General features: G+C 70.1%; 19 protein-coding genes. 9 read left to right on the top strand and 10 right to left on the bottom strand.

Going from position 1 to position 23328, the window contains the following annotated elements:
- Positions 1–211: 211 nt before the first annotated feature.
- From ASC98_RS17340 to ASC98_RS17315, 6 genes are read right to left on the bottom strand one after another with little or no spacing between them, the layout of a single operon-like run.
- Positions 212–3646 carry a DUF2126 domain-containing protein gene (locus ASC98_RS17340; RefSeq protein WP_056811275.1) on the bottom strand — a complete coding sequence of 1145 codons (3435 nt, stop codon included), beginning with the start codon at positions 3644–3646 and terminating at the stop codon, positions 212–214.
- Positions 3647–4495 carry a transglutaminase family protein gene (locus ASC98_RS17335; RefSeq protein WP_082541642.1) on the bottom strand — a complete coding sequence of 283 codons (849 nt, stop codon included), beginning with the start codon at positions 4493–4495 and terminating at the stop codon, positions 3647–3649.
- A gap of 22 nt (positions 4496–4517) precedes the next feature.
- Positions 4518–5495, bottom strand: a complete 978-nt coding sequence (locus tag ASC98_RS17330) for an alpha-E domain-containing protein (protein ID WP_056811278.1) — start codon at positions 5493–5495, stop codon at positions 4518–4520.
- A gap of 30 nt (positions 5496–5525) precedes the next feature.
- Positions 5526–6962, bottom strand: coding sequence for a circularly permuted type 2 ATP-grasp protein (locus ASC98_RS17325; protein ID WP_056811282.1), 1437 nt, complete (start codon positions 6960–6962; stop codon positions 5526–5528).
- 55 nt (positions 6963–7017) lie between these two features.
- Entirely contained in the window at positions 7018–9420 is a 2403-nt protein-coding gene (locus ASC98_RS17320; RefSeq protein ID WP_056811285.1) for a DNA internalization-related competence protein ComEC/Rec2, read from the bottom strand.
- A 30-nt stretch (positions 9421–9450) separates the two neighbouring features.
- Entirely contained in the window at positions 9451–11538 is a 2088-nt protein-coding gene (locus ASC98_RS17315; RefSeq protein ID WP_082541641.1) for a PQQ-dependent sugar dehydrogenase, read from the bottom strand.
- 227 nt (positions 11539–11765) lie between these two features.
- Here ASC98_RS17315 and ASC98_RS17310 point away from each other — a divergent pair, with 227 nt between their 5' ends.
- From ASC98_RS17310 to ASC98_RS17300, 3 genes are all read left to right on the top strand, one after another.
- The gene (locus tag ASC98_RS17310; protein WP_056811288.1) at positions 11766–12227 is read left to right on the top strand and encodes a RidA family protein; all 462 of its coding nucleotides are present in this window, start codon (positions 11766–11768) and stop codon (positions 12225–12227) included.
- A gap of 3 nt (positions 12228–12230) precedes the next feature.
- Positions 12231–12710 carry a disulfide bond formation protein B gene (locus ASC98_RS17305; RefSeq protein ID WP_056811292.1) on the top strand — a complete coding sequence of 160 codons (480 nt, stop codon included), beginning with the start codon at positions 12231–12233 and terminating at the stop codon, positions 12708–12710.
- A gap of 86 nt (positions 12711–12796) precedes the next feature.
- Entirely contained in the window at positions 12797–13144 is a 348-nt protein-coding gene (locus ASC98_RS17300; protein ID WP_056811293.1) for a hypothetical protein, read from the top strand.
- A 36-nt stretch (positions 13145–13180) separates the two neighbouring features.
- On the opposite strand, the gene parC is transcribed toward ASC98_RS17300, so the two are convergent.
- From parC to ASC98_RS17280, 4 genes are read right to left on the bottom strand one after another with little or no spacing between them, the layout of a single operon-like run.
- On the bottom strand, positions 13181–15487 hold the full coding sequence (parC, locus tag ASC98_RS17295; RefSeq protein ID WP_056811296.1) for a DNA topoisomerase IV subunit A: 2307 nt from the start codon (positions 15485–15487) through the stop codon (positions 13181–13183).
- Positions 15488–15529: 42 nt separating this feature from the next.
- A complete protein-coding gene (locus tag ASC98_RS17290) occupies positions 15530–16258 on the bottom strand; it encodes a lytic transglycosylase domain-containing protein (RefSeq protein WP_235581303.1) in 729 nt (242 codons plus the stop codon).
- The gene (locus ASC98_RS17285; RefSeq protein WP_255358625.1) at positions 16255–16749 is read right to left on the bottom strand and encodes a GNAT family N-acetyltransferase; all 495 of its coding nucleotides are present in this window, start codon (positions 16747–16749) and stop codon (positions 16255–16257) included. Before ASC98_RS17285 ends, ASC98_RS17290 begins: the two co-directional genes overlap by 4 nt.
- Before the next feature lie 17 nt (positions 16750–16766).
- On the bottom strand, positions 16767–18752 hold the full coding sequence (locus ASC98_RS17280) for a DNA topoisomerase IV subunit B (protein WP_056811298.1): 1986 nt from the start codon (positions 18750–18752) through the stop codon (positions 16767–16769).
- A 136-nt stretch (positions 18753–18888) separates the two neighbouring features.
- Here ASC98_RS17280 and ASC98_RS17275 point away from each other — a divergent pair, with 136 nt between their 5' ends.
- The 6 genes from ASC98_RS17275 to dapA all read left to right on the top strand — a co-directional run bounded on the left by ASC98_RS17275 (position 18889) and on the right by dapA (position 23295).
- Positions 18889–19614: a hypothetical protein gene (locus ASC98_RS17275; protein ID WP_056811301.1), complete on the top strand. Its 726-nt coding sequence runs from the start codon at positions 18889–18891 to the stop codon at positions 19612–19614.
- A 71-nt stretch (positions 19615–19685) separates the two neighbouring features.
- Positions 19686–20867, top strand: coding sequence for an MFS transporter (locus ASC98_RS17270; RefSeq protein ID WP_369820415.1), 1182 nt, complete (start codon positions 19686–19688; stop codon positions 20865–20867).
- Complete coding sequence (locus tag ASC98_RS32060; RefSeq protein ID WP_255358620.1) at positions 20864–20992, top strand: hypothetical protein; 129 nt, start codon at positions 20864–20866, stop codon at positions 20990–20992. The genes ASC98_RS17270 and ASC98_RS32060 overlap by 4 nt, the downstream gene beginning before the upstream one ends.
- Complete coding sequence (locus ASC98_RS17265) at positions 20992–21798, top strand: SDR family oxidoreductase (protein WP_056811307.1); 807 nt, start codon at positions 20992–20994, stop codon at positions 21796–21798. The genes ASC98_RS32060 and ASC98_RS17265 overlap by 1 nt, the downstream gene beginning before the upstream one ends.
- Positions 21795–22388: a bifunctional 2-polyprenyl-6-hydroxyphenol methylase/3-demethylubiquinol 3-O-methyltransferase UbiG gene (locus ASC98_RS17260; RefSeq protein WP_056811310.1), complete on the top strand. Its 594-nt coding sequence runs from the start codon at positions 21795–21797 to the stop codon at positions 22386–22388. The genes ASC98_RS17265 and ASC98_RS17260 overlap by 4 nt, the downstream gene beginning before the upstream one ends.
- 25 nt (positions 22389–22413) lie before the next feature.
- Positions 22414–23295: a 4-hydroxy-tetrahydrodipicolinate synthase gene (gene dapA, locus ASC98_RS17255; protein WP_056811312.1), complete on the top strand. Its 882-nt coding sequence runs from the start codon at positions 22414–22416 to the stop codon at positions 23293–23295.
- The last annotated feature ends 33 nt before the right edge of the window (positions 23296–23328 follow it).

Below are 23328 nucleotides of genomic sequence, written 5' to 3'. Positions count from 1 at the left end.
AGCCAGCGGAGGGAAGTCCTCGGCCCCCCNACTGACTGTCGCCGACTGTTTGACCACAGCGAACGAAGTGAGCGGAGGGAGTTTCGGCGACGGGCCACGAAGCCAGCCAGCGGAGGGAAGTCCTCGGCCCCCCGGGGGGGGCCGAGGACCGCCCCCGACGGCGCGCCACAGCCTCCCCCCACGCGCCTTCCGCGCCAAGGCAACAACCCCCCTACGCCGCCCCCCTCCGCAAATCCAGCGTGAACGGAAAGTCCGGATTCCGTTCCTCCTTCGGCACCACCATCACCCCCGGCGTGTGCCCGACACGGAAGAAGCGCGCCAGCCTCCGCGCTTCGGCTTCGTAGGCATTGACCGGCGCGGTGTCGTAGTTGCGCCCGCCCGGGTGGGCCACGTGGTACTGGCAGCCGCCCAGCGAGCGGCTCATCCAGCTGTCGACCAGGTCGATCGTCAGCGGCGCATGCACCGGAATCGTCGGGTGCAACGCCGATGGCGGGTTCCAGGCCCGGTAGCGGACCGCGCCGACGAACTCGCCGACCTTGCCGGTCGACTGCATCGGGATCGCGCGGCCGTTGCAGGTCAGCACATGGCGGTCGCCGACCAGCCCGGTGGCCCGCACCTGCAGCCGCTCGACCGACGAGTCGACAAAACGCACCGTGCCGCCCGGCGCGCCCTCCTCCCCCATCACATGCCAGGGCTCGAGCGCGAGCCGCAGTTCGACCTCGGTGCCCATCGCGCTGAAATCGCCCAGCCGCGGAAAGCGGAAGTTCAGGTGCGGCGCGAACCACTCCGGCTTCAACCCGTAGCCGAACTGGTTCAACTCGTCGATCACGTCGCACAGGTCCTGCCAGATGAAGTGCGGCAGCATGAAGCGGTCGTGCAGCTCGGTGCCCCAGCGCTTCAGGCGCGGCGGCTGGTAGGGCCGCTGCCAGAAGCGCGACACCAGCGCGCGCATCAGCAGCTGCTGCGTCAGGCTCATGCGGGCATGCGGCGGCATCTCGAACGCGCGCATCTCCAGCAGCCCGAGCCGGCCGGTCGGACCGTCGGGCGAGTACAGCTTGTCGATGCAGAACTCGGCGCGGTGGGTGTTGCCGGTCACGTCGATCAGCAGGTTGCGCATCAGCCGGTCGATCAGCCACGGCGGGCAGGGGCCCTGGCCTTGCGCGGTGACACGCTGCAGCTCGGCGAACGCGATCTCGATCTCGTAGACCGAATCGTTGCGCGCCTCGTCGACGCGCGGCGCCTGGCTGGTCGGCCCGATGAACAGACCCGAGAACAGGTAGCTCAGCGCCGGGTGGTTGTGCCAGTAGCCGACCATGCTGGCCAGCAGGTCGGGCCGGCGCAGGAACGGCGAATCGGCGACGGTCGCGCCACCCAGCACGAAGTGGTTGCCGCCGCCGGTGCCGGTGTGGCGGCCGTCGACCATGAACTTCTCGGTCGACAGCCGCGTCTCGTGCGCCGCCTGGTACAGGTGCGTGGTCTGCTCGACCAGCTCGCCCCAGCTGTGCGCCGGGTGGATGTTGACCTCGATCACGCCGGGGTCGGGCGTGACGCGCAGCGTCGCCAGCCGCGGGTCCTTCGGCGGCTCGTAGCCTTCGAGGATCACCGGCAGCTTCATCTCGACCGCGGTGTCCTCGACCGCGGCGACCAGCTCCAGGTAGTCCTCCAGCGCGGTGGCCGGCGGCATGAAGACGTAGAGCCGGCCGCCGCGCGGCTCGGCGCTGATCGCGGTGCGGGTGACCCAGCCGGCCGATTCCTTCGGCGCGGGCTGGCGTGCGGGGATCTCGGACGGCAGGCTGCGCGCGACCGCCGGGCCCGGGCCGAGCGCGGCCCGCGAGCGGTCGGCAAAGCCGCCGGCACCGGTCTCGCTGCGCTCCCAGGCAGGGGTGGCACCGCTGGCGCCACCGCCGGCAGGTTCGTGGGCGCCCTGCGCATGGCGCAGCCGGCGGTAGGCCGGCAGCGGCGCGAACGACTGCGACTGGTCCGGCGGATGCACCCACGGCAGGTCGCTGTCCTTGGCCCACGGCTGAGAATCGAGCGGCAGCCGGTAGCCCATCGCCGAATCGCCGGGGATCAGGTAGCAGCGCTCGGCGCGCAGGAACCACGGGCCGGTCTGCCACCGGCCCGCTGCGTTGCGGCCCGGGTTGCGGGCGATCGGCAACACATGCCCGACCACCTGGTCCAGCCCCTGCCCGAACACCTTGCGCAGGCGCTCGCGCTCCAGCGCGTCGGACAGCTTCGCGTCGAACGGATCGACGTTGACCGGCAGCTTGCGTTCGCGCCACAGGTAGTACCAGACGTCTTCATACGCCGGGAACACGTACTTGCCATCGAGCCCCAGGCGCCGGGCGACGCCCTGCAGGAACTTCTGCGCCTGCACGTCGGTGACGCCGTCGTCCTGGTGCTCGTCGGCGAACAGCTCGGGGTGCGTCCACACCGGCTCGCGGTCCTTGCGCCAGAACAGGTTCAGCGACCAGCGCGGCAACTGCTCGCCCGGGTACCACTTGCCCTGCCCGTAGTGCAGCAGCCCGCCGTCGCCGTACTTGCGGCGCAGCTTGTCCATCAGGTCGGCGCTGAGCAGCCGCTTGGTCGGCCCCATCGCGTCGGTGTTCCATTCGGCGCCGTCGCGGTCGTCGACCGACACGAAGGTCGGCTCGCCGCCCTGCGTCAGCCGCACGTCGTGGCGGCGCAGGTCCTCGTCGACGCGGTGGCCCATCGCCTCGATCTCGGCCCATTGCGCGTCGTTGTACGGCAGCGTCACGCGCGGCGCTTCCCAGATGCGCGTGACCTTCATCAGGTGCTCGAACTCGGTCTCGCATTCGTCGAGCGCGCCGCTGACCGGTGCGGCCGACGACGGCTCGGGCGAGCAGGCGAGCGGGATGTGGCCTTCGCCGGCCAGCAGGCCCGACGTCGGGTCGAAGCCGATCCAGCCCGCGCCCGGCAGGTAGACCTCGCACCAGGCGTGCAGGTCGGTGAAATCGACCTCGGTCCCGCTCGGGCCGTCGAGCGATTTGACGTCGCTCTTCAGCTGGATCAGGTAGCCCGACACGAAGCGCGACGCGAAGCCCAGGTGGCGCAGCAGCTGCACCAGCAGCCAGCCGGAGTCGCGGCACGAGCCGCTCGCGTTGACCAGCGTCTGCTCCGGCGTCTGCACGCCCGGCTCCATGCGGATCAGGTAGCCGATGTCCTTCTGCAGCCGCTGGTTCAGCGCGACCAGGAAATTGGTCGTCTGCATCTTCTCGCGCGGGATGCTGGCCAGGTACTTCTCGAAGGCCGGCGTCAGCGGCATCTTGTGGCGGTACGGCTCGAGCTCGGTCGCGAGCGACTTGTCGTACTCGAACGGAAAATGCTCGGCCGCCGGCTCGAGGAAGAAATCGAACGGGTTCAGCACCGACATCTCGACCACCAGGTCGACCTCGATGCGGAACGACGTGGTCTTGTCCGGCACCACCAGCCGCGCGAGGTAGTTGGCCTGCGGATCCTGCTGCCAGTTGATGAAATGCGTGGCCGGCTCGATGCGCATCGAGTAGCTCAGCACCCGGGTGCGCGAATGCGGGGCCGGTCGCAGCCGGATCACCTGCGGGCCCAGGTGGATCGGCCGGTCGTACCGGTAGTGGGTCACGTGGTTGAGCGCGACGTGGATGGACATTCAGGGCTCCTGGGCGGTGAGCACAGCGGTTGCGGGATCGGCTTCGGACGGCGCGTGGTCGGGCAGGACGCTGATGCCCACCTCGACGCGCATCGTCTCGTCGCCGCCGCCTTCGCGCACGCCGCGGATCGGCGAGCAGGCGGCGTAGTCGGGGCCGACGGCCAGGCGCACGTGGCGCTCGTCCATCAGGCAGCGGTGGGTGATGTCGACGCTGAGCCAGCGCCGCGCGTCCGGGTCGACGCAGACGTCGACCCACGCGTGGCTCGCCAGATCGGGCGCGTCGGGCGCGTGGAAATAGCCGCTGACGTAGCGGGCCGGCACGCCGGCCGCACGGCAGGCGGCGATGAAGACATGGGCCTGGTCCTGGCAGACGCCGGCGCCGAGCGCGAGCGCTTCGGCCGCGGTGGTGCGCGTGCTGGTGCGGCCGCCTTCGTAGGCGATGCGGTCGCCCACGGCGAGCGCCAGTGCGAGCGCGCGCGCCTCGTCGACCGGGCCGTCCAGGTGCTCGCGGCCGAGCGAGGCGAGCGGCCCGGCCGCGTGGGTGAGCGGCGTGGCGCGCAGGTAGAACGCCGGCGGGATGCGGTCGTCGACCAGCAGCGGCGACGCATGCGTGCGCACGACCCCCGCGGCCCGCACCGCGCCACGGTAGGCACGCTGGCGCAGGCTCCAGGTGTGGGCCAGGTTGCCGAAGGCATCGCGCTGCGCGAACAGCTGGCCCGGCGCCGACAGGCTCCAGTCGAGCACCGTCTGGTGCGCGTTCGCCTGTGGCGTGAGGCACAGCGACTGCAGCGCGTACTGCAGCGGCGCGCTGTAGTCGTAGTGCGTGACGTGCCGGATGTCGAGCTTCATCCGCTGGCCCGCGCCCGCGGCGTCATGCCGCCACCGGCACCAGGAAGTCGCGGCTGATGCCCACCCCCAGCGTGCCGACGCGTTCGAGGAACTGCGTGAGGAACGCATGCAGGCCGGTCGCGAGGATCTCGTCGATGCGGCCGAAGCGCAGGTCGGCCTGCAGGCGGCCGGCGCGGCGCAGCGTGTCGGACGACTGCTCGTTGGCCACCTGGCGCAGGTTGTTGACGACCTCGTCCATGCAGGCCGCCAGCGAGCGGGGCATGTCGGCACGCAGGATCAGCAGCTCGGCCACCTTCTCGGGCTTGATCACGTTGCGGTACGCCTTGCGGTAGACCTCGAAGCCGGACACCGAGCGCAGGATCGCCGACCAGTGGTAGAAGTCGTACTCCTGGTCCTTCGCGTTGCCGTTGCCATTCGCCGCGCCGGTGCCGAAGAACTCGCTCTCGACCGCATGGAACTTCACGTCGAGCATGCGGGCGGTGTTGTCGGCGCGCTCCAGGAAGCTGCCGATGCGCAGGAAGTGGAACGCCTCGTCCTGCAGCATCGTGCCCACCGTGACGCCGCGCGACAGGTGCGAGCGGAACTTGACCCATTCGAAGCCCTCGCCCGGATCCTTCTGGAAGGTCTTGTGGCGCAGCATGCGCTGGAACTCGAGCCAGGTCTGGTTCTGCGTCTCCCAGACCTCGGTGGTCAGCGTGCCACGCACCGCGCGGGCGTTCTCGCGCGCGGCCATCAGGCAGCTGTAGATGCTCGACGGGTTGCGCTCGTCGCTGACCATGTAGTCCATCACCTTGCGGGCATCGATCTCGCCGTAGCGCGACGCGTAGTCGGGGCTCAGCTCGGAGATGCTCAGCAGGCCCTTCCAGCCGTTGACCACCGCATCGGCCGACTGCGGCAGCAGCGAGGTCTGGTAGTTGACGTCCAGCATGCGGGCGGTGTTCTCGGCCCGCTCCATGTAGCGGGCCATCCAGAAGAGGTGATCAGCGGTTCTCGACAGCATGTGCGTGTTCTCCGTTGTCGACGATGTCCATCAGGCCTCGAGCACCCAGGTGTCCTTGGTCCCGCCGCCCTGCGACGAGTTGACGACCAGCGAGCCTTCCTTCAGCGCGACGCGCGTCAGCCCGCCCGGCACCATCTGCACCGTCTTGCCGCTCAGCACGAACGGCCGCAGGTCGATGTGGCGCGGCGCAATGCCGCTGTCGACGAAGGTCGGGCAGGTCGACAGGCTGAGCGTCGGCTGCGCGATGTAGCCGGCCGGATTGGCTTCGAGCGCCTTGCGGAAGTCGGCGATCTCGTCCTTGGTGGCGGCCGGGCCGACCAGCATGCCGTAGCCGCCGGCGCCGTGCACCTCTTTCACCACCAGCTCGCCCAGGTGCGCGAGAACGTACTTCAGGTCCTCGGCATCGCGGCACTGCCAGGTCGGCACGTTGTTCAGGATCGGCTTCTCGCCGAGGTAGAACTCGATCATCTTCGGCACGTACGGGTAGATCGACTTGTCGTCGGCCACGCCGGTGCCGATGGCGTTCGACAGCGTCACGTTGCCGGCGCGGTAGACGCTGAGCAGCCCGGCGCAGCCGAGCGTCGAATCGGGGCGGAAGGCCAGCGGGTCGAGGAAGTCGTCGTCGACCCGGCGGTAGATCACGTCGACCCGCTTCGGCCCCTGCGTCGTGCGCATGTAGACGAAGTTGTCCTTGACGAACAGGTCCTGCCCCTCGACCAGCTCGACGCCCATCTGCTGCGCGAGGAAGGCGTGCTCGAAGTACGCGCTGTTGTACATGCCGGGCGTCAGCACGACGACGGTCGGGTCGTTGACCGCGGCCGGCGCCACCGCGCGCAGGGTTTCGAGCAGCAGGTCGGGGTAGTGGGCGACCGGCGCGACGCGGTGCTGGCTGAACAGGTCGGGGAACAGCCGCATCATCATCTTGCGGTTCTCGAGCATGTAGCTCACGCCGCTGGGCACGCGCAGGTTGTCTTCGAGCACGTAGTACGAGCCGCTGCCGTCGGGGTTGGCGGCGCGCACGATGTCGATGCCGGAGATGTGCGAGTAGACGCTGCCCGGCACGTCGACGCCCATCATCTCGGGGCGGAACTGCGCGTTCTTGAAGATCTGGTCGCCGGGCACGATGCCGGCCTTGATGATCTCCTGCCCGTGGTAGACGTCGTGGATGAAGCGGTTCAGCGCGGTCACGCGCTGGCGCAGCCCGGCTTCCATGCTGGCCCATTCGGCGGCCGGGATCACGCGCGGGATCAGGTCGAACGGGATCAGGCGCTCGGTGCCGGAGCCGTCTTCGTCCTTCGCGCCGTACACCGCGAACGTGATGCCGACGCGGCGGAAGATCATCTCGGCTTCTTCGCGCCGGGAGCGCATCACGTCGCCCGGCTGCTGGGCCAGCCAGCGGTCGTACACCCGGTAGTGGTCGCGCACCGTGGTGCTGCTGGCCTGCATCTCGTCGAAGCTTGCTCTCATCGGTTCGGTCTCCTCGAGGGATCAGGTTAGCAAAATTCAGGCCATTCGCCGGCCATCACGGCGCTTCGACGCGATGGTGCCAGTAGCGGCGGGCGCGGTCACGCTCGCAAACGCCAGCAGCGGGCGGCTGGTCGCTGCGCCAACGCCACGCGCCGCACGAGGTGGTGGCGGCGACCAGCACATCGCGCTCGTGCAGGCGCGCCAGCACCTCGGGCACCGGGTGGCCGAAGCGGTTGCGGTAGCCGGCCTGGATCAGCGCGACCTGCGGCTGCACCGCGTCGAGGAAATCGGCGCTCGACGAGGTGCGGCTGCCGTGGTGCGCGACCAGCAGCAGGTCGCTGCGCAACGCGTCGCGGCTGCGTTCGACCAGCGCGCCTTCCTGCTCGCGCTCGATGTCGCCGGTGAGCAAGGCGCTGCGCCCGCGGGCGCTGACGCGCAGCACGCACGAGACGGCGTTGGGCTTGCGGGCGCGCCCGTAATCGTCGGCGAACGGGTGCAGCATCTGGAAGTGCACGCCGTCCCAGTCCCACGACTGGCCGGCGGCGCAGCGGACGGCGGGCACGCCGACCTCGCGCAACGGGTGCCCGTCCTCGAGCGAGCTGTCGAGTTCGCCGACCGGCAGGCCGGCGATCACCGCCGCGGCGCCGCCGGTGTGGTCGGCATCGCGGTGGCTCAGCACCAGCCGGTCGATGCGGCCTTCGCCGCGCGAGCGCAGCAGCGGCAGCAGCACGCGCTGGCCGGCGTCGGAGTCGCGCGAGTACTGCGGGCCGGCGTCGTAGACCAGCAGGTGCCGCTGCGTGCGCACCAGCACCGCGGTGCCCTGCCCCACGTCGAGCGCCAGCAGCTCGAAGCGGCCGGCCGGCGGCAGCTCGCGCGGCGGCAGCAGCAAGGGCAGCGCCAGCGGCACGGCCAGCAGGCGCAGCCGCCATGGCAGCGGCAGCACCAGCAGCACCGCCGACGACAACCCGGCAGCGGCCGCCCACCACGGTGCGGCCGGCACGCTCCACACCGCCCACGGCGCCTGCGCCAGCAGCATCAGCAGCGCCACCAGCTGCTGCTCGACCCACGCGGCGAGCGTCCACAGCCACGGCCAGGCGGTACCCAGCAGCGCGAGCGGCGTGATCACCAGCGTGACGAGCGGGATCGCGACCAGGTTGGCCGCGAAACCGACCAACGAGATCTGCTGGAAGAACACCAATGTCAGCGGTGCGAGCCCGATGGTGGCGATCGCCTGCGTGCGCAGGCCGGCGCGCAGGCTGCGCAGCAGCGCGGCGAGCCGGCCCGGTGCGTCGGCCGGCGCAGGCCGACCGTGCGACGGCTCGGAGGCCATCAGCAGCCCGACCGCCATGAACGACAACCAGAAGCCCGGCTGCAGCAAGGCCCACGGGTCGAACGCAGTGACGACCACCGCCGCGGCCAGCAGCACCAGCGGCCACGGCCAGCGGCGCGCACCGGCCTGCAGCAGCGTGACGACCGCGAGCATCCACACCGTGCGCTGCGCCGGCACGCCCCAGCCGGCGAACAGTGCATAGCCTGCCGCCGCCGCGAGGCCGATCCAGCGCGCAGCCAGCGGCGCCGGCAGCCACAGCATCGCGCGCACCGAGCGCCGCCACAGCGCGCCCGCGAGCCGGGCGGCCAGCCACGCGAACATCGTGATGTGCAACCCGCTGATGCTGACGAGGTGGGCGATGCCGGTGCTGCGGAACAGTTGCCAGTCGGCACGCTCGATCGCCGACTGGTCGCCGACCGCGAGCGCGGCCAGCACGCCCGCGGCCTGCGGATCGTCGACCTGCGCATACAGCCGGTCGCGCACGCGCTGGCGCAGGCGCTCGATCGGGTGCGCGGCGGCCGCCTCGAGCAACTCGGCATGGCCGTCGAGCACGTAGCCGGTGGCGCGCACGCCTTGCTCGAACAGCATCAGCTCGACGTCGAAGCCGCCCGGGTTCAGGCTGCCGTGCGGCTGGCGCAGCCGGGCCGTGAAGCGCCATGCCTGGCCGGCGCGCAACTCGGCCTGCGGGCCGCTCAACGGGCCGTCGTCGTGCCAGCCCTTGTACCAGCCGAGCGAGACGAGCGGCGGCACGGCGACCGGCTCGCCGCGCCAGCGGGCTTCATCGACCTCGAAACGGAATTGCAGGCCGGAGGGGGTGTGGTCGGGCAGGCTCGCGACGACACCGGTGAGTTGCAGGTCCTGGCCTTCGAACGCGGCGGGCAACTGCTCGGCCAGCCGCAGGCCGGCCTGCCCATCGGAGACCGCAAAGCCAGCCGCAAAGGCGGCCAGCACGGCCAGCGCCGCGAGACGCCGCTGGTGCCAGGCCAGCAGCACGGTGCAGACAGCAGCGGCCAGCAGCCCCACCGCGACCCAGGCCGGGCGAACGGTCGACTGCTGGACCTGCCATGCGCAACCCAGCAGCCATGCTGCCGTGGTCCCCGCGAGGTACAGCCCGCCCTGTCCGCCCATCGGGCGAGTGTAGGGGCGAGCCGCCCGCGGTTAGTTGCCCAGGATCACCTTGAAGATCTTCTCGTCGCTGTTGTTGGCGGTGCTGTCCTTGTCGCCGTTGTTGGTGGTGCTCATCCAGAGGTTGCCGTCGATCGACGGTTCGACGGTGCGGATGCGGCCGTAGGTGCCTCGGAACAGCTCCTGCACGTTGGTCAGGCTGTCGCCGCTGATCACCTCGCGGTAGACGCGGGTGCCGCGCTGGCAGGCCACGTACAGCACGTTGCGCACGATCGCGATGCCGCTGCACGAACCGTCTGCCGTCGGGTAGGTGTGCTTGGGCGCGATGTAGCCCGAGGTGGCGCAACCACTGCCGCTGCGCGACGAGGTGCCTTCGCAGTCGGGCCAGCCGTAGTTGCCGCCCTTCTGGATCAGGTTGGTCTCGTCCATCGTGCCGTCGCCGAATTCCTGCTGCCACAGCCGGCCCTGCGCATCGAAGGCCAGGCCCTGCGGGTTGCGGTGACCGTAGCTCCACACGTAGTTGCCGAACGGGTTGTCGGTGGGCCGCGTGCCATCCGCATTCATGCGCAGGATCTTGCCGTTCAGCCCGCTGGTGTTCTGCGCGTTGGCACCGTTCTGCGCGTCGCCGGTCGCGACATAGAGCTTGCCGTCCGGGCCGAAGCGCAGCCGCCCGCCGTTGTGGTACTTGTTGCGCAGGATGCCGCTCAGCAGCACCTGGATCGTCGACGTGTCGAGCGTGCCGTTGACGTACTTCAGGCGGATCACGCGGTTGTCGCTGGCCGTCGTGTGCATCACGTAGAGCCACGGGTCGGTGGCCGGGAAGGCGGGCGTCACCGCGAGCCCCATCAGGCCGCCCTCGCCATCGGTGCCCGACACGTTCGGGATCTTGCCGACGGTGGTCTTCGCGCCGGTGGCCGGGTCCAGGCGCACGATGTCCTGCGCATCACGCCGGCTGTAGAGCACCTTGCCGTCCGGAAGCGCGACCAGGCCCCACGGGATGTCGGTGTCGGTGGTCACCTGGCTCACCGAACACACCGGGTTGCTGCACGAGCTGCCGGTCGTCAGGCTGACGGCGGTGGTGCGCGTCGACACGTTGCCCTGCGCGTCGCGCGCCGCCACCGCATAGCGGTAGGTGGTGTTGGCCGCGAGCCCGCTGTCGGTGTAGCTCAGGTTCGACGTGGACCCGACCTTGGCATCGTTGCGGTAAACGTCGTAGGCGCTGACCCCGACGTTGTCGGTCGACGCGCTCCAGCGCAGCGTGGCGGCGGTGCCGGCCACCGAGCCGGTCAGGCCGGCCGGCATGGTCGGCGGCTCGGTGTCGGTGCTGCATTGCGGCACGGTGATCGGCAGCGTGGTGCTGGCCTGCGAGACATTGCCCGCCGCATCGCGGGCGTTCACGTACAGCCCCCAGCTGGCACCCGGGCTCAAGGTGAGCGAGGTGCTGAGCGTGCTGCCGCTGACCGAGGCCATCGCCTGGCCATCGTGGTAGATGTCGTAGAACGCGACACCGACGTTGTCGGTGGCGGACGACCACGACAGCGTGGCCGAGCGGCATTGCAGGTTGGCGACCTTCAGGTTGCCGGGGATCGACGGGGCCTGCGTGTCGTTGGTGCCGCCGTCGCTGCGGTTCCACACCTGGTTGCCCCGGCCATGACAGGCCCACAGCTGCACCGGCGCCTTCTGTGCGTTGCTGGCGCTCGTGACATCCAGGCACAGGCCGGATTGCGAGCCCGAGATGGTGCCGTTGGCGTTGTAGCGCCACTGCTGGTTGGCCTGGCCGTTGCAGGTGGACGAGGTGACCAGCGTGCCGTTCGTCGTGCCCTGGTTCTTGGCATCGAGGCAGCGGGTGCCGCCGAAGGTGCGCAGCTCGCCCGAGGCGGTGAATTCCCACCGCTGGTTGGCGCCGCCATGGCAGTCGTAGATCTGGATCGCGGCGCCGGCCGTGGTGCTGTTGCCGACCACATCCATGCAGCGGCCGCTCGCCTTGCCGACCAGCGTGGTGGTGGCGAACGCCGAGCCGGGCGCTGCAGCAAGCGCTGACAGCAGCGCCAGCGGCGCGCACAGCGCAAGGCGCCGCAGCGCGCCCGCGTTCAAGGTCTTGAATGCCGTGTCGATTGCCATGGATGAGCCCCCTTGCGTTGTTTGAGGAACGTTCGTTCCGCCGGCATCATCCGTGGAATTTCAATTCCACGATGTAAACAAGCGTTCTTGCTGGGTGTCTGACGGATACCGGTGTTACCTCGAGGGTGCTTCGGTTCGAGCACCACACGGCTGTCGCAACCCCGCACCGCATTCAGCCAAAGCCCCAGGTGTAGGATCCCTCGCTTCCTCCACCCGCCCTCCCCGCCATGTCCGTCTACGACCGCCTGAAATCCCTCGGCATCGAACTGCCGCCGGTGTCCGCGCCCGCCGCCGCCTACGTGCCTTTCGTGCGCACCGGCAACCTGGTGTTCCTGTCCGGCCACATCGCCAAGCGCGACGGCAAGCCGTGGGTCGGCCAGCTCGGCCGCGACACCGACACCGCCACCGGCAAGCAGGCCGCCCGCGCGATCGCGATCGACCTGCTCGGCACGCTGCAGGCGGCGGTCGGCGGCGACCTCAACAAGGTCGAGCGCATCGTCAAGGTGATGAGCCTCGTCAACAGCACCGGCGATTTCAACGAGCAGCACCTGGTGACCAACGGCTGCTCCGAGCTGCTGGCCGAGGTGTTCGGTGCCGACAAGGGCGCACATGCCCGCAGCGCGTTCGGCGTGGCCCAGGTGCCGATGGGCGCCTGCGTCGAGATCGAGCTGATCGCGCAGGTGGCCTGACCGATGGCCGCCTTCAAGTTCGGCGCCACGCAGCGCCTGTATGCCGTCGCGGTGCTGTGCCTGGCCGCCGTCGGCGTCGCGCTGTTCTCGCAGTACATGTTCGACATGCGCCCCTGCCCGTGGTGCATCCTGCAGCGGCTGCTGTTCACGCTGATCGCGGTGCTGTGCATCGTCGCGGCCTGGCTGCGCGGCGGCGCGCGCGTGGCGCTCGGCGGCATCTCGGTGCTGCTGGCCGCGGGCGGCATCGCGGCGGCGTTGTGGCAGAACCTGGTCGCCGCGAAGTCGAGCTCGTGCAACCTGACCTTCGCCGACAAGATCATCACCGGCATCGGCGTCGACAAGCTGCTGCCGTCGGTGTTCCAGGTGACCGGCAGCTGCGCCGAGGCAGCGGTCTCGATCCTCGGCGTGCCGTACGAGTTCTGGAGCTTGGCGGTGTTCGGCGTGGCCGGGCTGCTGGTGCTGTCGGCGCTGCGCGGGCGCTGATCACCCTGGCCGCGGGTCAATCGCCGATGGCGCCCGCGGCCATCGAGGGCTAAGCTCACCGGATCGTCCGCTACCGGAGCACGATCATGATGTGGCACTGGAACTCGTGGTGGGAACCGCGCCAGGACAATCCCACCGTCACCGAGCCGCCCGCCTGGCACGGGCCCTGGGGCGTCGAACAGATGGCCGCCTGGCAGGCGCGGAGCTGGGAGCACATGGTGAGCGCGAGCCGCTCCGTCTGGAGCTTCTGGCTCGGCGCGTTGCCGATGCCGGCCTGGCCGACGGTCGGGCAGCTGACGCCACCGACACCGCCGCACGAGGTGCAGCCCGAGGCGCCGGCCGCGCCGAGGGCACACACCGCCCGCAAATCGCCGCCGCGCAAGCGGTCCGCGCTGCCCGACGGGCGGCACGCGCAACAGGCGCGCAAACGCTGACAGCGACGCCCGGCACATCGGCCGGGCCGCGCGCCGTCACCCCGCCAGCACCCGCTGCGCCTTCATCCCCGCGTCCAGCACCTTCCCCTTGCGCGCCCGCTTGCCGCCATAGACGGCGAGCGACGCGCCCTTCAGGTCTTCTTCCTTCGGCTTGCCGCCGCGGCCGAGGCCGAGCACCTTCAGCGCGGTCGCGCAGGTGGCAGTCGACACCAGCGGGTCCTTCGCATCGACCTCCATCAGCGTCAGCCCGCGGCCGCCGTTGGCCTGCAGCTTCAGCTCGTCGAGCGGGAACACCAGCAGCCGGCCGCCCAGGCTCAGGCAGGCCACCTGCGTGTGCGTGGACGCCAGCGGCACCGGCGGCAGCAGCTTGTCGCCGTCGTCCAGCGTCACGAAGCTCTTGCCGCCGCGCTGCCGGCTGACCATGTCGCTCACCTGCGCCAGCAGCCCGAAGCCGCCGGTGTTCGACAGCAGCAGCTTCGTGTCGGCATGGGCCGCGAAGTAATGCAGCGGCTGCGTGCCGCTCTCCAGGTCGACCAGCGTCGTGATCGGCTGGCCGTCGCCGCGCCCGCCGGGCAGCAGGCTGATCGCGATCGAGTACACCCGCCCGTTGCTGCCGAACACCAGCAAGGTGTCGACGCTGCGGCACGGGAAGGTGCCGTACAGCCCGTCGCCGGCCTTGAAGGCCAGCGCTGCCGGATCGACCTCGTGCCCCTTCAGCGCACGCGCCCAGCCCTTCAGGCTGACGACCACCGTCACCGGTTCGTCGAGCACCTTCACTTCCACCACGGTGCGCTTCTGCGCCTGGATCAGCGTGCGGCGGTCGTCGCCGTACTGCTTCGCGTCGGCCTCGATCTCCTTGACCATCGTGCGGCGCAGCGATGCCGGGCTGCCGAGGATCTCCTGCAGCTTGTCGCGCTCGGCGCGCTGCTCCTTCAACTCCTGCTCGATCTTGATCGCTTCCAGCCGCGCCAGCTGGCGCAGCCGGATCTCGAGGATGTCGTCGGCCTGCCGGTCGCTCAGCTTGAAGCGCTCGATCAGCGCGGCCTTCGGCTCGTCCGACTGACGGATGATGCGGATCACCTCGTCGATGTTCAGCAGCACCGTCTGCCGGCCTTCCAGCACGTGGATGCGCTCGAGCACCTTGTCCAGCCGGTGCTGCGTGCGCCGCTGCACCGTCTGCTGGCGGAAGGCGATCCACTCCTGCAGCATCAGCCGCAGCGTCTTCTGCGTCGGCCGGCCGTCGGCGCCGATCATCGTCAGGTTGATCGGCGCCGACGTCTCCAGGCTGGTGTGGGCCAGCAAGGTGTTGATCAGGTCCTGCTGCTCGATGCGGCTGGTCTTCGGCTCGATGACGATGCGCACCGGCGCATCCTTGTTCGATTCGTCGCGCACCGTGTCGAGCACCGCCAGCACGGTGGCCTTGACCTGCACCTGGTCGGCGGTCAGCGCCTTCTTGCCGGTCTTGACCTTCGGATTGATCAGCTCCTCGATCTCTTCGAGCACCTTCTGCACGCTGGTGCCGTGCGGCAGCTCGTTGATGACCAGCTGCCACTGGCCGCGCGCCAGGTCTTCGATCTTCCAGCGCGCACGCACCTTCAGGCTGCCGCGGCCGGTGGTGTAGGCCGAGCGGATGTCCTCGGGCGCGCTGATGATCTGGCCGCCGCCCGGGTAGTCGGGGCCGGGCACCAGCGCGAACAACTCGTCGTCGCCCAGGTTCTCGTTCCTGATCAGCGCGACGGTGGCCGCGGCGATCTCGCGCAGGTTGTGCGACGGCAGCTCGGTCGCCAGGCCGACCGCGATGCCGCTCGCGCCGTTCAGCAGCACGAACGGCAGGCGCGCCGGCAGCAGCCGCGGTTCGCGCTCGACGCCGTCGTAGTTGGGTGCGAAGTCGACCGTGCCTTCGTCCAGCTCGTCGAGCAGCAGCCGCGAGATCGGCGCGAGGCGCGCTTCGGTGTAGCGCATCGCCGCCGCGTTGTCGCCGTCGCGCGAGCCGAAGTTGCCCTGGCCGTCGACCAGCGGATAGCGCTGCGAGAAATCCTGCGCCATGCGCACCATCGCGTCGTAGGCCGCCTGGTCGCCGTGCGGATGGAACTTGCCGATCACGTCGCCGACGACGCGCGCGCTCTTGACCGGGCGGGCGCCGGCCGTGCCGCTGAAGGCCAGGCCCAGGCGCTGCATCGCGAACAGGATGCGGCGCTGCACCGGCTTCTGGCCGTCGCAGACATCGGGCAGCGCGCGGCCCTTGACGACGCTGAGCGCGTATTCGAGGTACGCGCGTTCGGCGTAATGGGCGAGCGTGATGGCGTCGTCGGGGTTGCCGGTGTCGAAGAGATCAGTGGTCATTGCGGAGGTGAGTTCGTGGCCCGGATGCCGATCCGGGGGGTGTCATTCGTGATTCGCCGGCGTTCCCGGATGGCGCTGCGCGTCATCCGGGCCATGGTGGAGCTGCAGTTCGCGCGGCATGCGCGCCTGCAGCAGCGCCCAGTAGAGCTCCAGCACCAGGTGCACGTGCGCCTGGGTTTCGGGGATCGGCGGCATCTCGCCGCCGGCCTTGCGCACCGCCGACTCGCCGGCATTCCACGCCGCGAGCGCGACGTCGATGCGGCCGAAGCGGCGCGTCAGGTTCGACAGCATGCGCGCGCCGGTCAGGATGTTGGTGCCCGGGTCGAGCAGCTTGTCGCGCAGCGCCGCGGGGCGCTCGTTCGCCGCAAAGCCGCCGTAGTGCTGCGCGGCGATCGGCGTCAGCTGCATCAGGCCGACGGCACCGCGCGGCGACACCGCCTTCGCGTTGAAGCCGGACTCGACCGCGATGATGGCCTTCAGCAGCTCGATGTCGACGCCATGCGCGGCCGCCGCCTCGCGCAGCAGCGGCTGCAGCGACTTGACCTCGGGCGCGAACTCCAGCCAGGTCAGCAGGCCGCCGGCGCCATCGGTCTTGCCGGGCACGCGCAGCGGCGCCGCGTCGCCCATCACCAGGTGGTAGCGCGCATCAACCTGCGACGGTGCGAGGTGCGCGGTGCCGCTGCCGTCGACGAACCCCCACAGCTCGGCATGCGCGAGCGGGGGCACGGCGAGCATCAGCGCGCTCGCGGCGCAGGCGAGGGCCGCCTTCACGGGCCGGCCTTCCGCGCGCGCTGCTCATCTTCGAGCAGCGACATCACGACCAGCGCGTCCCAGCCGCGCTCGTCACGCACGCTGTCGCGCAGCCGGCCTTCCTCGACGAAGCCTTCGCTGCGGTACAGCGCCTGCGCGCGCAGGTTGCGGCCCTTCACGTCGAGCCAGAAGCGGTGCGCGCCGAGCGACTCGAAGGCCATGTCGGCCAGCAGCCGCACGCAGGCCCGGCCGAGGCCGCGGCCCTTGTCCTGCAGCACGATGCGCTTCAGCTCGATCGAGCGGTGCGGGTTGCGGCAGCCCTGCAGGATGACGAAGCCGACGGCCTGCGTGCCCTCGCCGGCCTCGACGATGAAATGCCGGAAGTCGGGAAAGCGGATCGCGCCCTCGTGCTGCGTGCGGTCCCACGGCGTGATGAACGGCAGGTTCGCGGGGTCGCGCTCGACCGTTAGCACGAAGTCGAGGTCGCTCAGCATGGTGGGGCGCAGGCGCACCGAGGACACGATCGGACTCACACGTCGATCTCGACGTCGTCGCCGCGCAGTTCCATCAGCTCGCGGCGGGCCTGCGCCTCGCCCTTGCCCATCAGCTTGGTCAGCGATTCGGTGGTGGCGCCGAAGTCGAGCACGCCGAAGGCCACCTGCAGCAGCCGGCGGGTGTCGGGGTTCAGCGTGGTGTCCCACAGCTGCTCGGCGTTCATCTCGCCCAGGCCCTTGAAGCGGCCGATGCTCCAGCTGTTGTCGCGCGCGCCTTCCTTGCGCAGCTTGTCCAGCGTGGCGGCCAGCTCGCCTTCGTCCAGCACGTAGAGCTTGGCGGCCGGCTTCTTGCCGCGCGCCGGTGCGTCGACGCGGAACAGCGGCGGCTTCGCGATGTAGATGTGGCCGCGCTCGATCAGCTTCGGGAAATGCCGGAAGAACAAGGTCAGCAGCAGTACCTGGATGTGCGAGCCGTCGACGTCCGCATCGCTCAGGATGCAGATCTTGCCGTAGCGCAGCCCCGACAGGTCGGGCTCGTCGGTCGCGCTGTGCGGGTCGACGCCGATGGCCACCGCGATGTCGTGGATCTCGTTGTTCGCGAACAGCCGGTCGCGTTCGACCTCCCACGCGTTCAGCACCTTGCCGCGCAGCGGCAGCACCGCCTGCGTCTCCTTGTTGCGGCCCATCTTCGCGCTACCGCCGGCCGAGTCGCCCTCGACCAGGAACAGCTCGTTGAGCGCCAGGTCGCGGCTCTCGCAATCGGTCAGCTTGCCCGGCAGCACCGCGACGCCCGAGCCCTTGCGCTTCTCGACCTTCTGGCTCGCGCGCTGGCGCGTCTGCGCCTGCTTGATCACCAGCTCGGCCAGCTTGCGACCCAGCTCGACATGCTGGTTCAGCCACAGCTCCAGCGCCGGCTTCACGTAGGTGGAGACCAGCCGCAGCGCATCGCGGCTGTTCAGCCGCTCCTTGATCTGGCCCTGGAATTGCGGGTCGAGCACCTTGGCCGACAGCACGAAGCTGGCGCGCGAGAACACGTCTTCCGGCATCAGCTTGACGCCCTTGGGCAGCAGGCTGTGCAGGTCGATGAAGCCTTTCACCGCGCCGAACAGCCCGTCCTTCAGGCCGGATTCGTGCGTGCCGCCGTTCACCGTGGGGATCAGGTTGACGTAGCTCTCGCGCATCGGCGAGCCGTCTTCGGTGAACGCGACGCACCAGGCAGCGCCCTCGCCTTCCGCGAAGTTTTCGGTCTCGCGCGAATCGGCATAGCGTTCGCCTTCGAACAGCGGGATCACCGGGTCGGCCGTCAGCGTCTGCATCAGGTAGTCGCGCAGGCCGCCCTGGTAGGTCCAGGTCAGCACCTCGCCGCTCTTCTCGAGCGTCAGCGAGACGATGACGCCCGGCATCAGCACCGCCTTGCTGCGCAGCAGGTGGGTCAGCTCGGCCTTCGGGAAATCGACGCTCTCGAAGTACTTCGGGTCCGGCCAGGCGCGCACCGTGGTGCCGGTCCTGCGATCGCCCGACGCGGCCGAGTACACCCCCTTGCGGATCACCAGCGGCTCGATCACGTCGCCACCGGAGAACGCCAGCTTCGCCACCTGGCCCTCGCGGTACACCGTCACTTCGAGCCGCTTCGCGAGCGCGTTCGTCACGCTGACGCCCACGCCGTGCAGGCCGCCCGAGAAGCTGTAGGCGCCGCCGGAGCCCTTGTCGAACTTGCCGCCGGCATGCAGCCGGGTGTAGACGATCTCGACCACCGGCACCTGTTCTTCGGGGTGCAGGCCGAACGGAATGCCGCGGCCGTCGTCGTGCACCGTGACCGAGCCGTCGGTGTGCAGCACCACGTCGATGCGCTTGCCGTGGCCGGCCAGCGCTTCGTCGGCCGCGTTGTCGATGACCTCTTGAATGATGTGCAGCGGGTTGTCGGTGCGGGTGTACATGCCCGGCCGCTGCTTCACGGGCTCGAGGCCCTTCAGGACACGGATCGAAGACTCGCCGTAGGAATTGCTGGGTTTGGTCGCCATGGGGCGGGATTCTAGAAGCCCACCACGTTACAACTCGCAATCGACCGTGGCGCAACCGACACGGACGCGTCGCGGCGGCGCGTTACCCTTGCGCGCTTTTTTCGCTTTCTCCGATTCCATCCAACCCGACCCGACCATGCGCCTTGCCTCCGCCACCCTGATCGCCTTGCTGTTCGGTGCCGTCGCGCCGATCGCCCGGGCCGCCGACCTGAACTCGCTGCCATCGCTGTCGCAGTCGGAATTCCGCCTGCTGTCGGAAGACCTGGGCGCCCTGCTGTCGTTCAAGCCGTTGATCCCGTCCGAGCCGCTCGGGCTGACCGGCTTCGACATCGGCGTCGGCGTGTCGGGCACCGTGCTGGAGAACCGCAGCGTCTGGGAGAAGGCGGCCGGCGGCAGCAGCGTGCCGTCGACGATCGCGGTGCCGTCGCTGCGCGCGCACAAGGGGCTGCCGTTCGACATCGATGTGGGCGTGTCGCTCGCACGCGTGCCGTCGGCCGGCATCACCATCACCGGCGGCGAGCTGCGCTGGGCGCCGCTGGCCGGCAACGCGGTGCTGCCGGCGATCGCGCTGCGGGTCAGCGCCTCGTCGATGTCGGGCGTCGACCAGCTGAAGCTGCGCACGCTCGGCTTCGACGTCTCGGTGTCGAAGGGCTTCCTGTTCGCGACGCCCTACGCCGGCCTCGGCACCGTCAACGTCAAGAGCAAGCCGCAGGGTTCGCCGTTGGCGGGCGACGAAGACTTCAACCTCGCGAAGGTGTTCGCCGGCGTGAACCTGAACTTCGGGCTCGCGAACCTGGCGTTCGAGGCAGACAAGACCGGCAAGGCCACGTCCTACAGCGCGAAGTACGGCTTCAGGTTCTGACCCGCCGGCTTCGGATCCGTTACATTGATCCGATGTCGTCGACGCTCCCCGCCACACCCGCCCCGCTCTCGATGAAACAGGTGCTGCTGTGCGGCGCCATGATCGTCACGCTGTCGATGGGCATCCGCCACGGTTTCGGCCTGTGGCTGCAGCCGATCACGATGGACCGCGGCTGGACGCGCGAGACCTTCGCGTTCGCGCTCGCGGTGCAGAACCTCGCGTGGGGCATCGCCGGCCCGTTCGCCGGCGCGCTGGCCGACCGCTTCGGCGCCTTCAAGGTGCTGATCGCCGGCAGCCTGCTGTACGCCGGCGGGCTGGTGCTGATGGGGCTGTCCACCTCGGGCCTGGCCTTCACCGGCAGCGCCGGGCTGCTGCTCGGCATGGCGCAATCGGGCACCACCTACGCGGTGGTCTACGGCGTGATCGGCCGCAATGTCGCGCCCGAGAAACGCAGCTGGGCGATGGGCGTGGCCGCGGCCGCCGGCTCGTTCGGCCAGTTCCTGATGGTGCCGACCGAGAACTGGCTGATCGGCCACCTCGGCTGGCAGCAGGCGCTGTTCGTGCTGGGCTGCGTGGCGCTGGCCATCATCCCGCTGGCGGCCGGCCTGAAAGAGCCGAAGTTCATCGTCAACCCGCTGCAGCAGAGCCTGGGTGCCGCGCTGCGCGAGGCCTTCGCGTACCCGAGCTTCCTGCTGCTGATGGCCGGCTACTTCGTCTGCGGCTTCCAGGTGGTGTTCATCGGCGTGCACATGCCGAGCTACCTGAAGGATCACGGGCTGTCGCAGGACGTGGCCACCGGCGCGCTCGCGCTGATCGGCCTGTTCAACGTGATCGGCACCTACACCGCCGGCACGCTCGGCCAGCGCCTGCCCAAGCGCTACATCCTGTCGACCATCTATGCGCTGCGCTCGGTCGCGATCGTCGTCTTCCTGAACGTGCCGCTGTCGCCGACCAGCGTCTACGTGTTCGCGTCGGTGATGGGCGTGCTGTGGCTGTCGACGGTGCCGCCGACCAATGCGGTCGTCGCGCAGATCTTCGGCGTGCGCTACTTGTCCATGCTGGGCGGCTTCGTGTTCCTGAGCCACCAGGTCGGCTCGTTCCTCGGCGTCTGGCTCGGCGGCAAGCTGTACGACAGCACCGGCAGCTACGACGTGGTCTGGTGGATCGCGGTCGGGCTGGGCGTGTTCGCCGCGCTGGTCAACCTGCCGGTGCGCGAATCGGCGATCGTGCGGGCCGCCCCGCAGCCGGCATGAAGCGGACCGCGGCCCGGCTGGCGATCGGTGTCGCGGTGACGGCCGTGCTGCTGCTGGTGTTCGCGGCCTACCTGCGGCCCGAGATGGCCGTCACGCTCGCCAACCAGCTCTGGAGCTGCTTCTGATGTATGTCGTCGTGATCACCGGCGCGTCGGACGGCATCGGCGCCGAGCTGGCCCGGCAGTGGGCCGCGCGCGGCAAGGCCAACATCGCGCTGGTGCTGGCGGCGCGCAACGTCGACAAGCTGCAGGCGGTCGCCGCCGACTGCCGGGTGCACGGCGCGCAGGCGCTGGTGCAGCGCTGCGACGTCAGCGTGCAGGCCGACTGCCGCGCATTGGTCGATGCGGCGATGGACCGCTTCGGCCGGCTCGACACGCTGGTCAACAACGCCGGCATGTCGGCCCAGGCGCTGCTGCGCGACGTGGCCGACCTCGGCTGGTACGAGGACCTGATGCGGGTGAACCTGTGGGGCAGCGTCTGGTGCACGCATGCCGCGCTGCCGCACCTGAAGACGAGCTACGGCCGCATCGTCGCGGTGTCCAGCCTGGCCGGCCTGGTCGGCGTGCCGGGCCGCACCGCCTACGCCGCCACCAAGTTCGCGATGACCGGCTTCTTCGAATCGCTGCGCCCGGAGATCGGCCGCCAGGGCATCAGCGTGACCATCGCCTACCCGGGGGTGGTCGCGACCGAGATCCGCCGCCGCGGCTACGACGCCGGCGGACAGCCGGCCGGCCGCAGCGGGCTGGACGAATCGGCGGCGATGCCGGTCGAGACCTGCGCCCGGCTGATCATCGAAGGCGCCGAGGCGCGCCGGCGCGACGTCGTGATGACGGCGCAGGGCAAGCTCGGCCGCTGGCTGAAGCTGCTCGCGCCGCGGCTGATCGACCGGCTGGCATTGAAGGCGCTGAACCAGCACGCCCGGCCGCAATGAGCGCGACGCTGCCCTTGCAGGCCGCACCGGCGCCCTCGGCGTGGGTGCAGCGCTGGTCGCACCTGATCGCGCCGGGTGCCAGCGTGCTCGACGTGGCCTGCGGCAGCGGCCGCCACGTGCGCTGGTTCGCCGGCCGCGGCTGCCACGTGACGGCGCTCGACCGCGACGCGGCCGCCACCGAGGCGCTGCATCCGATCGCCGACGTGGTGCTGGCCGACATCGAGGCCGGCCCGTGGCCGCTGCCCGATCGCCGTTTCGATGCCGTCGTCGTCACGAACTACCTGTGGCGCCCGCTGCTGCCGACGCTGTGCCGGGCGCTGGCCGAAGGCGGCGTGCTGATCTACGAAACCTTCGCGCACGGCCAGCAAGGCGTGGGGCGGCCGTCGAATCCGGAGTTCCTGCTGCGCCCGGGCGAGCTGCTCGACGCGGCGCGCGGGTTGCGGATCGTCGCGTTCGAGGACGGCTTCCTCGGATCGCCCGCCCGCTTCGTGCAGCGCATCGCCGCGGTGAGGCCCGCCGCCGATCCCGGCGGACCGGGTGAAATCCCGCGTTATCTGCTGGACGCCGGACACCCCCCGCAGGGTGAGTAAAATCCGCGGATTCCGAGGATCCCGCATGAAACCCATTGTTGGCAGCATCGTCGCGCTGATCACGCCGATGCACGAGGACGGCAGCGTCGACTATGACGCGCTGCGCCGCCTGATCGACTGGCACATCGACGAAGGCACCGACTGCATCGGCGTCGTCGGCACCACCGGCGAAAGCCCCACGGTCTCGGTCGAGGAGCACTGGGAGATCATCCGCGTCGCGGTCGAACATGCGCGCGGCCGCGTGCCGATCATGGCCGGCACCGGCGCCAACTCCACCCGCGAGGCCATCGAGCACTCGCGCTATGCGCGCAAGGCCGGCGCCGACTGCACGCTGTCGGTCGTGCCGTACTACAACAAGCCGTCGCAGGAAGGCATCTACCAGCACTTCAAGGCCATCGCCGAAGCGGTGGACATCCCGATGGTGCTGTACAACGTCCCCGGCCGCACGGTGGCAGACATGCTGCCCGAGACCACGCTGCGGCTGGCGCAGATCCCCGGCATCGTCGGCATCAAGGAAGCCACCGGCAACATCGAGCGCGCCGGCTGGCTGGTGCGCAACGCGCCCGAAGGCTTCTCCATCTATTCGGGCGACGACCCGACCGCGGTCGCGCTGATGCTGCTGGGCGGCCACGGCAACGTCAGCGTCACCGCCAACGTCGCACCGCGCGCGATGCACGAGCTGTGCAAGGCAGCGCTGGCCGGCCAGGCGCGCGAGGCCGCCGCTCTCCACCTGAAGCTGCTGCCGCTGCACAAGAACCTGTTCGTCGAGCCGAGCCCGGCTCCCACCAAATGGGCCCTGTCGCGCCTGGGACGCTGCGGCGCGACGCTGCGGCTGCCGATCGTCGGGCTGACGCCCGCCGGCCAGGCCGCGGTGGAACAAGCGATGCGCGAATCGGGTCTGCTGTGAGCGGCCCGCGCCGCCTGCGCTGACGATCCGCCC

Source organism: Rhizobacter sp. Root1238 (genome assembly GCF_001425825.1).
Taxonomy (GTDB): Bacteria; Pseudomonadota; Gammaproteobacteria; order Burkholderiales; family Burkholderiaceae_C; genus Rhizobacter.
The sequence above is the reverse complement of the archived record's forward strand: the minus strand, read 5'-3'. Positions and strand labels throughout refer to the sequence as shown.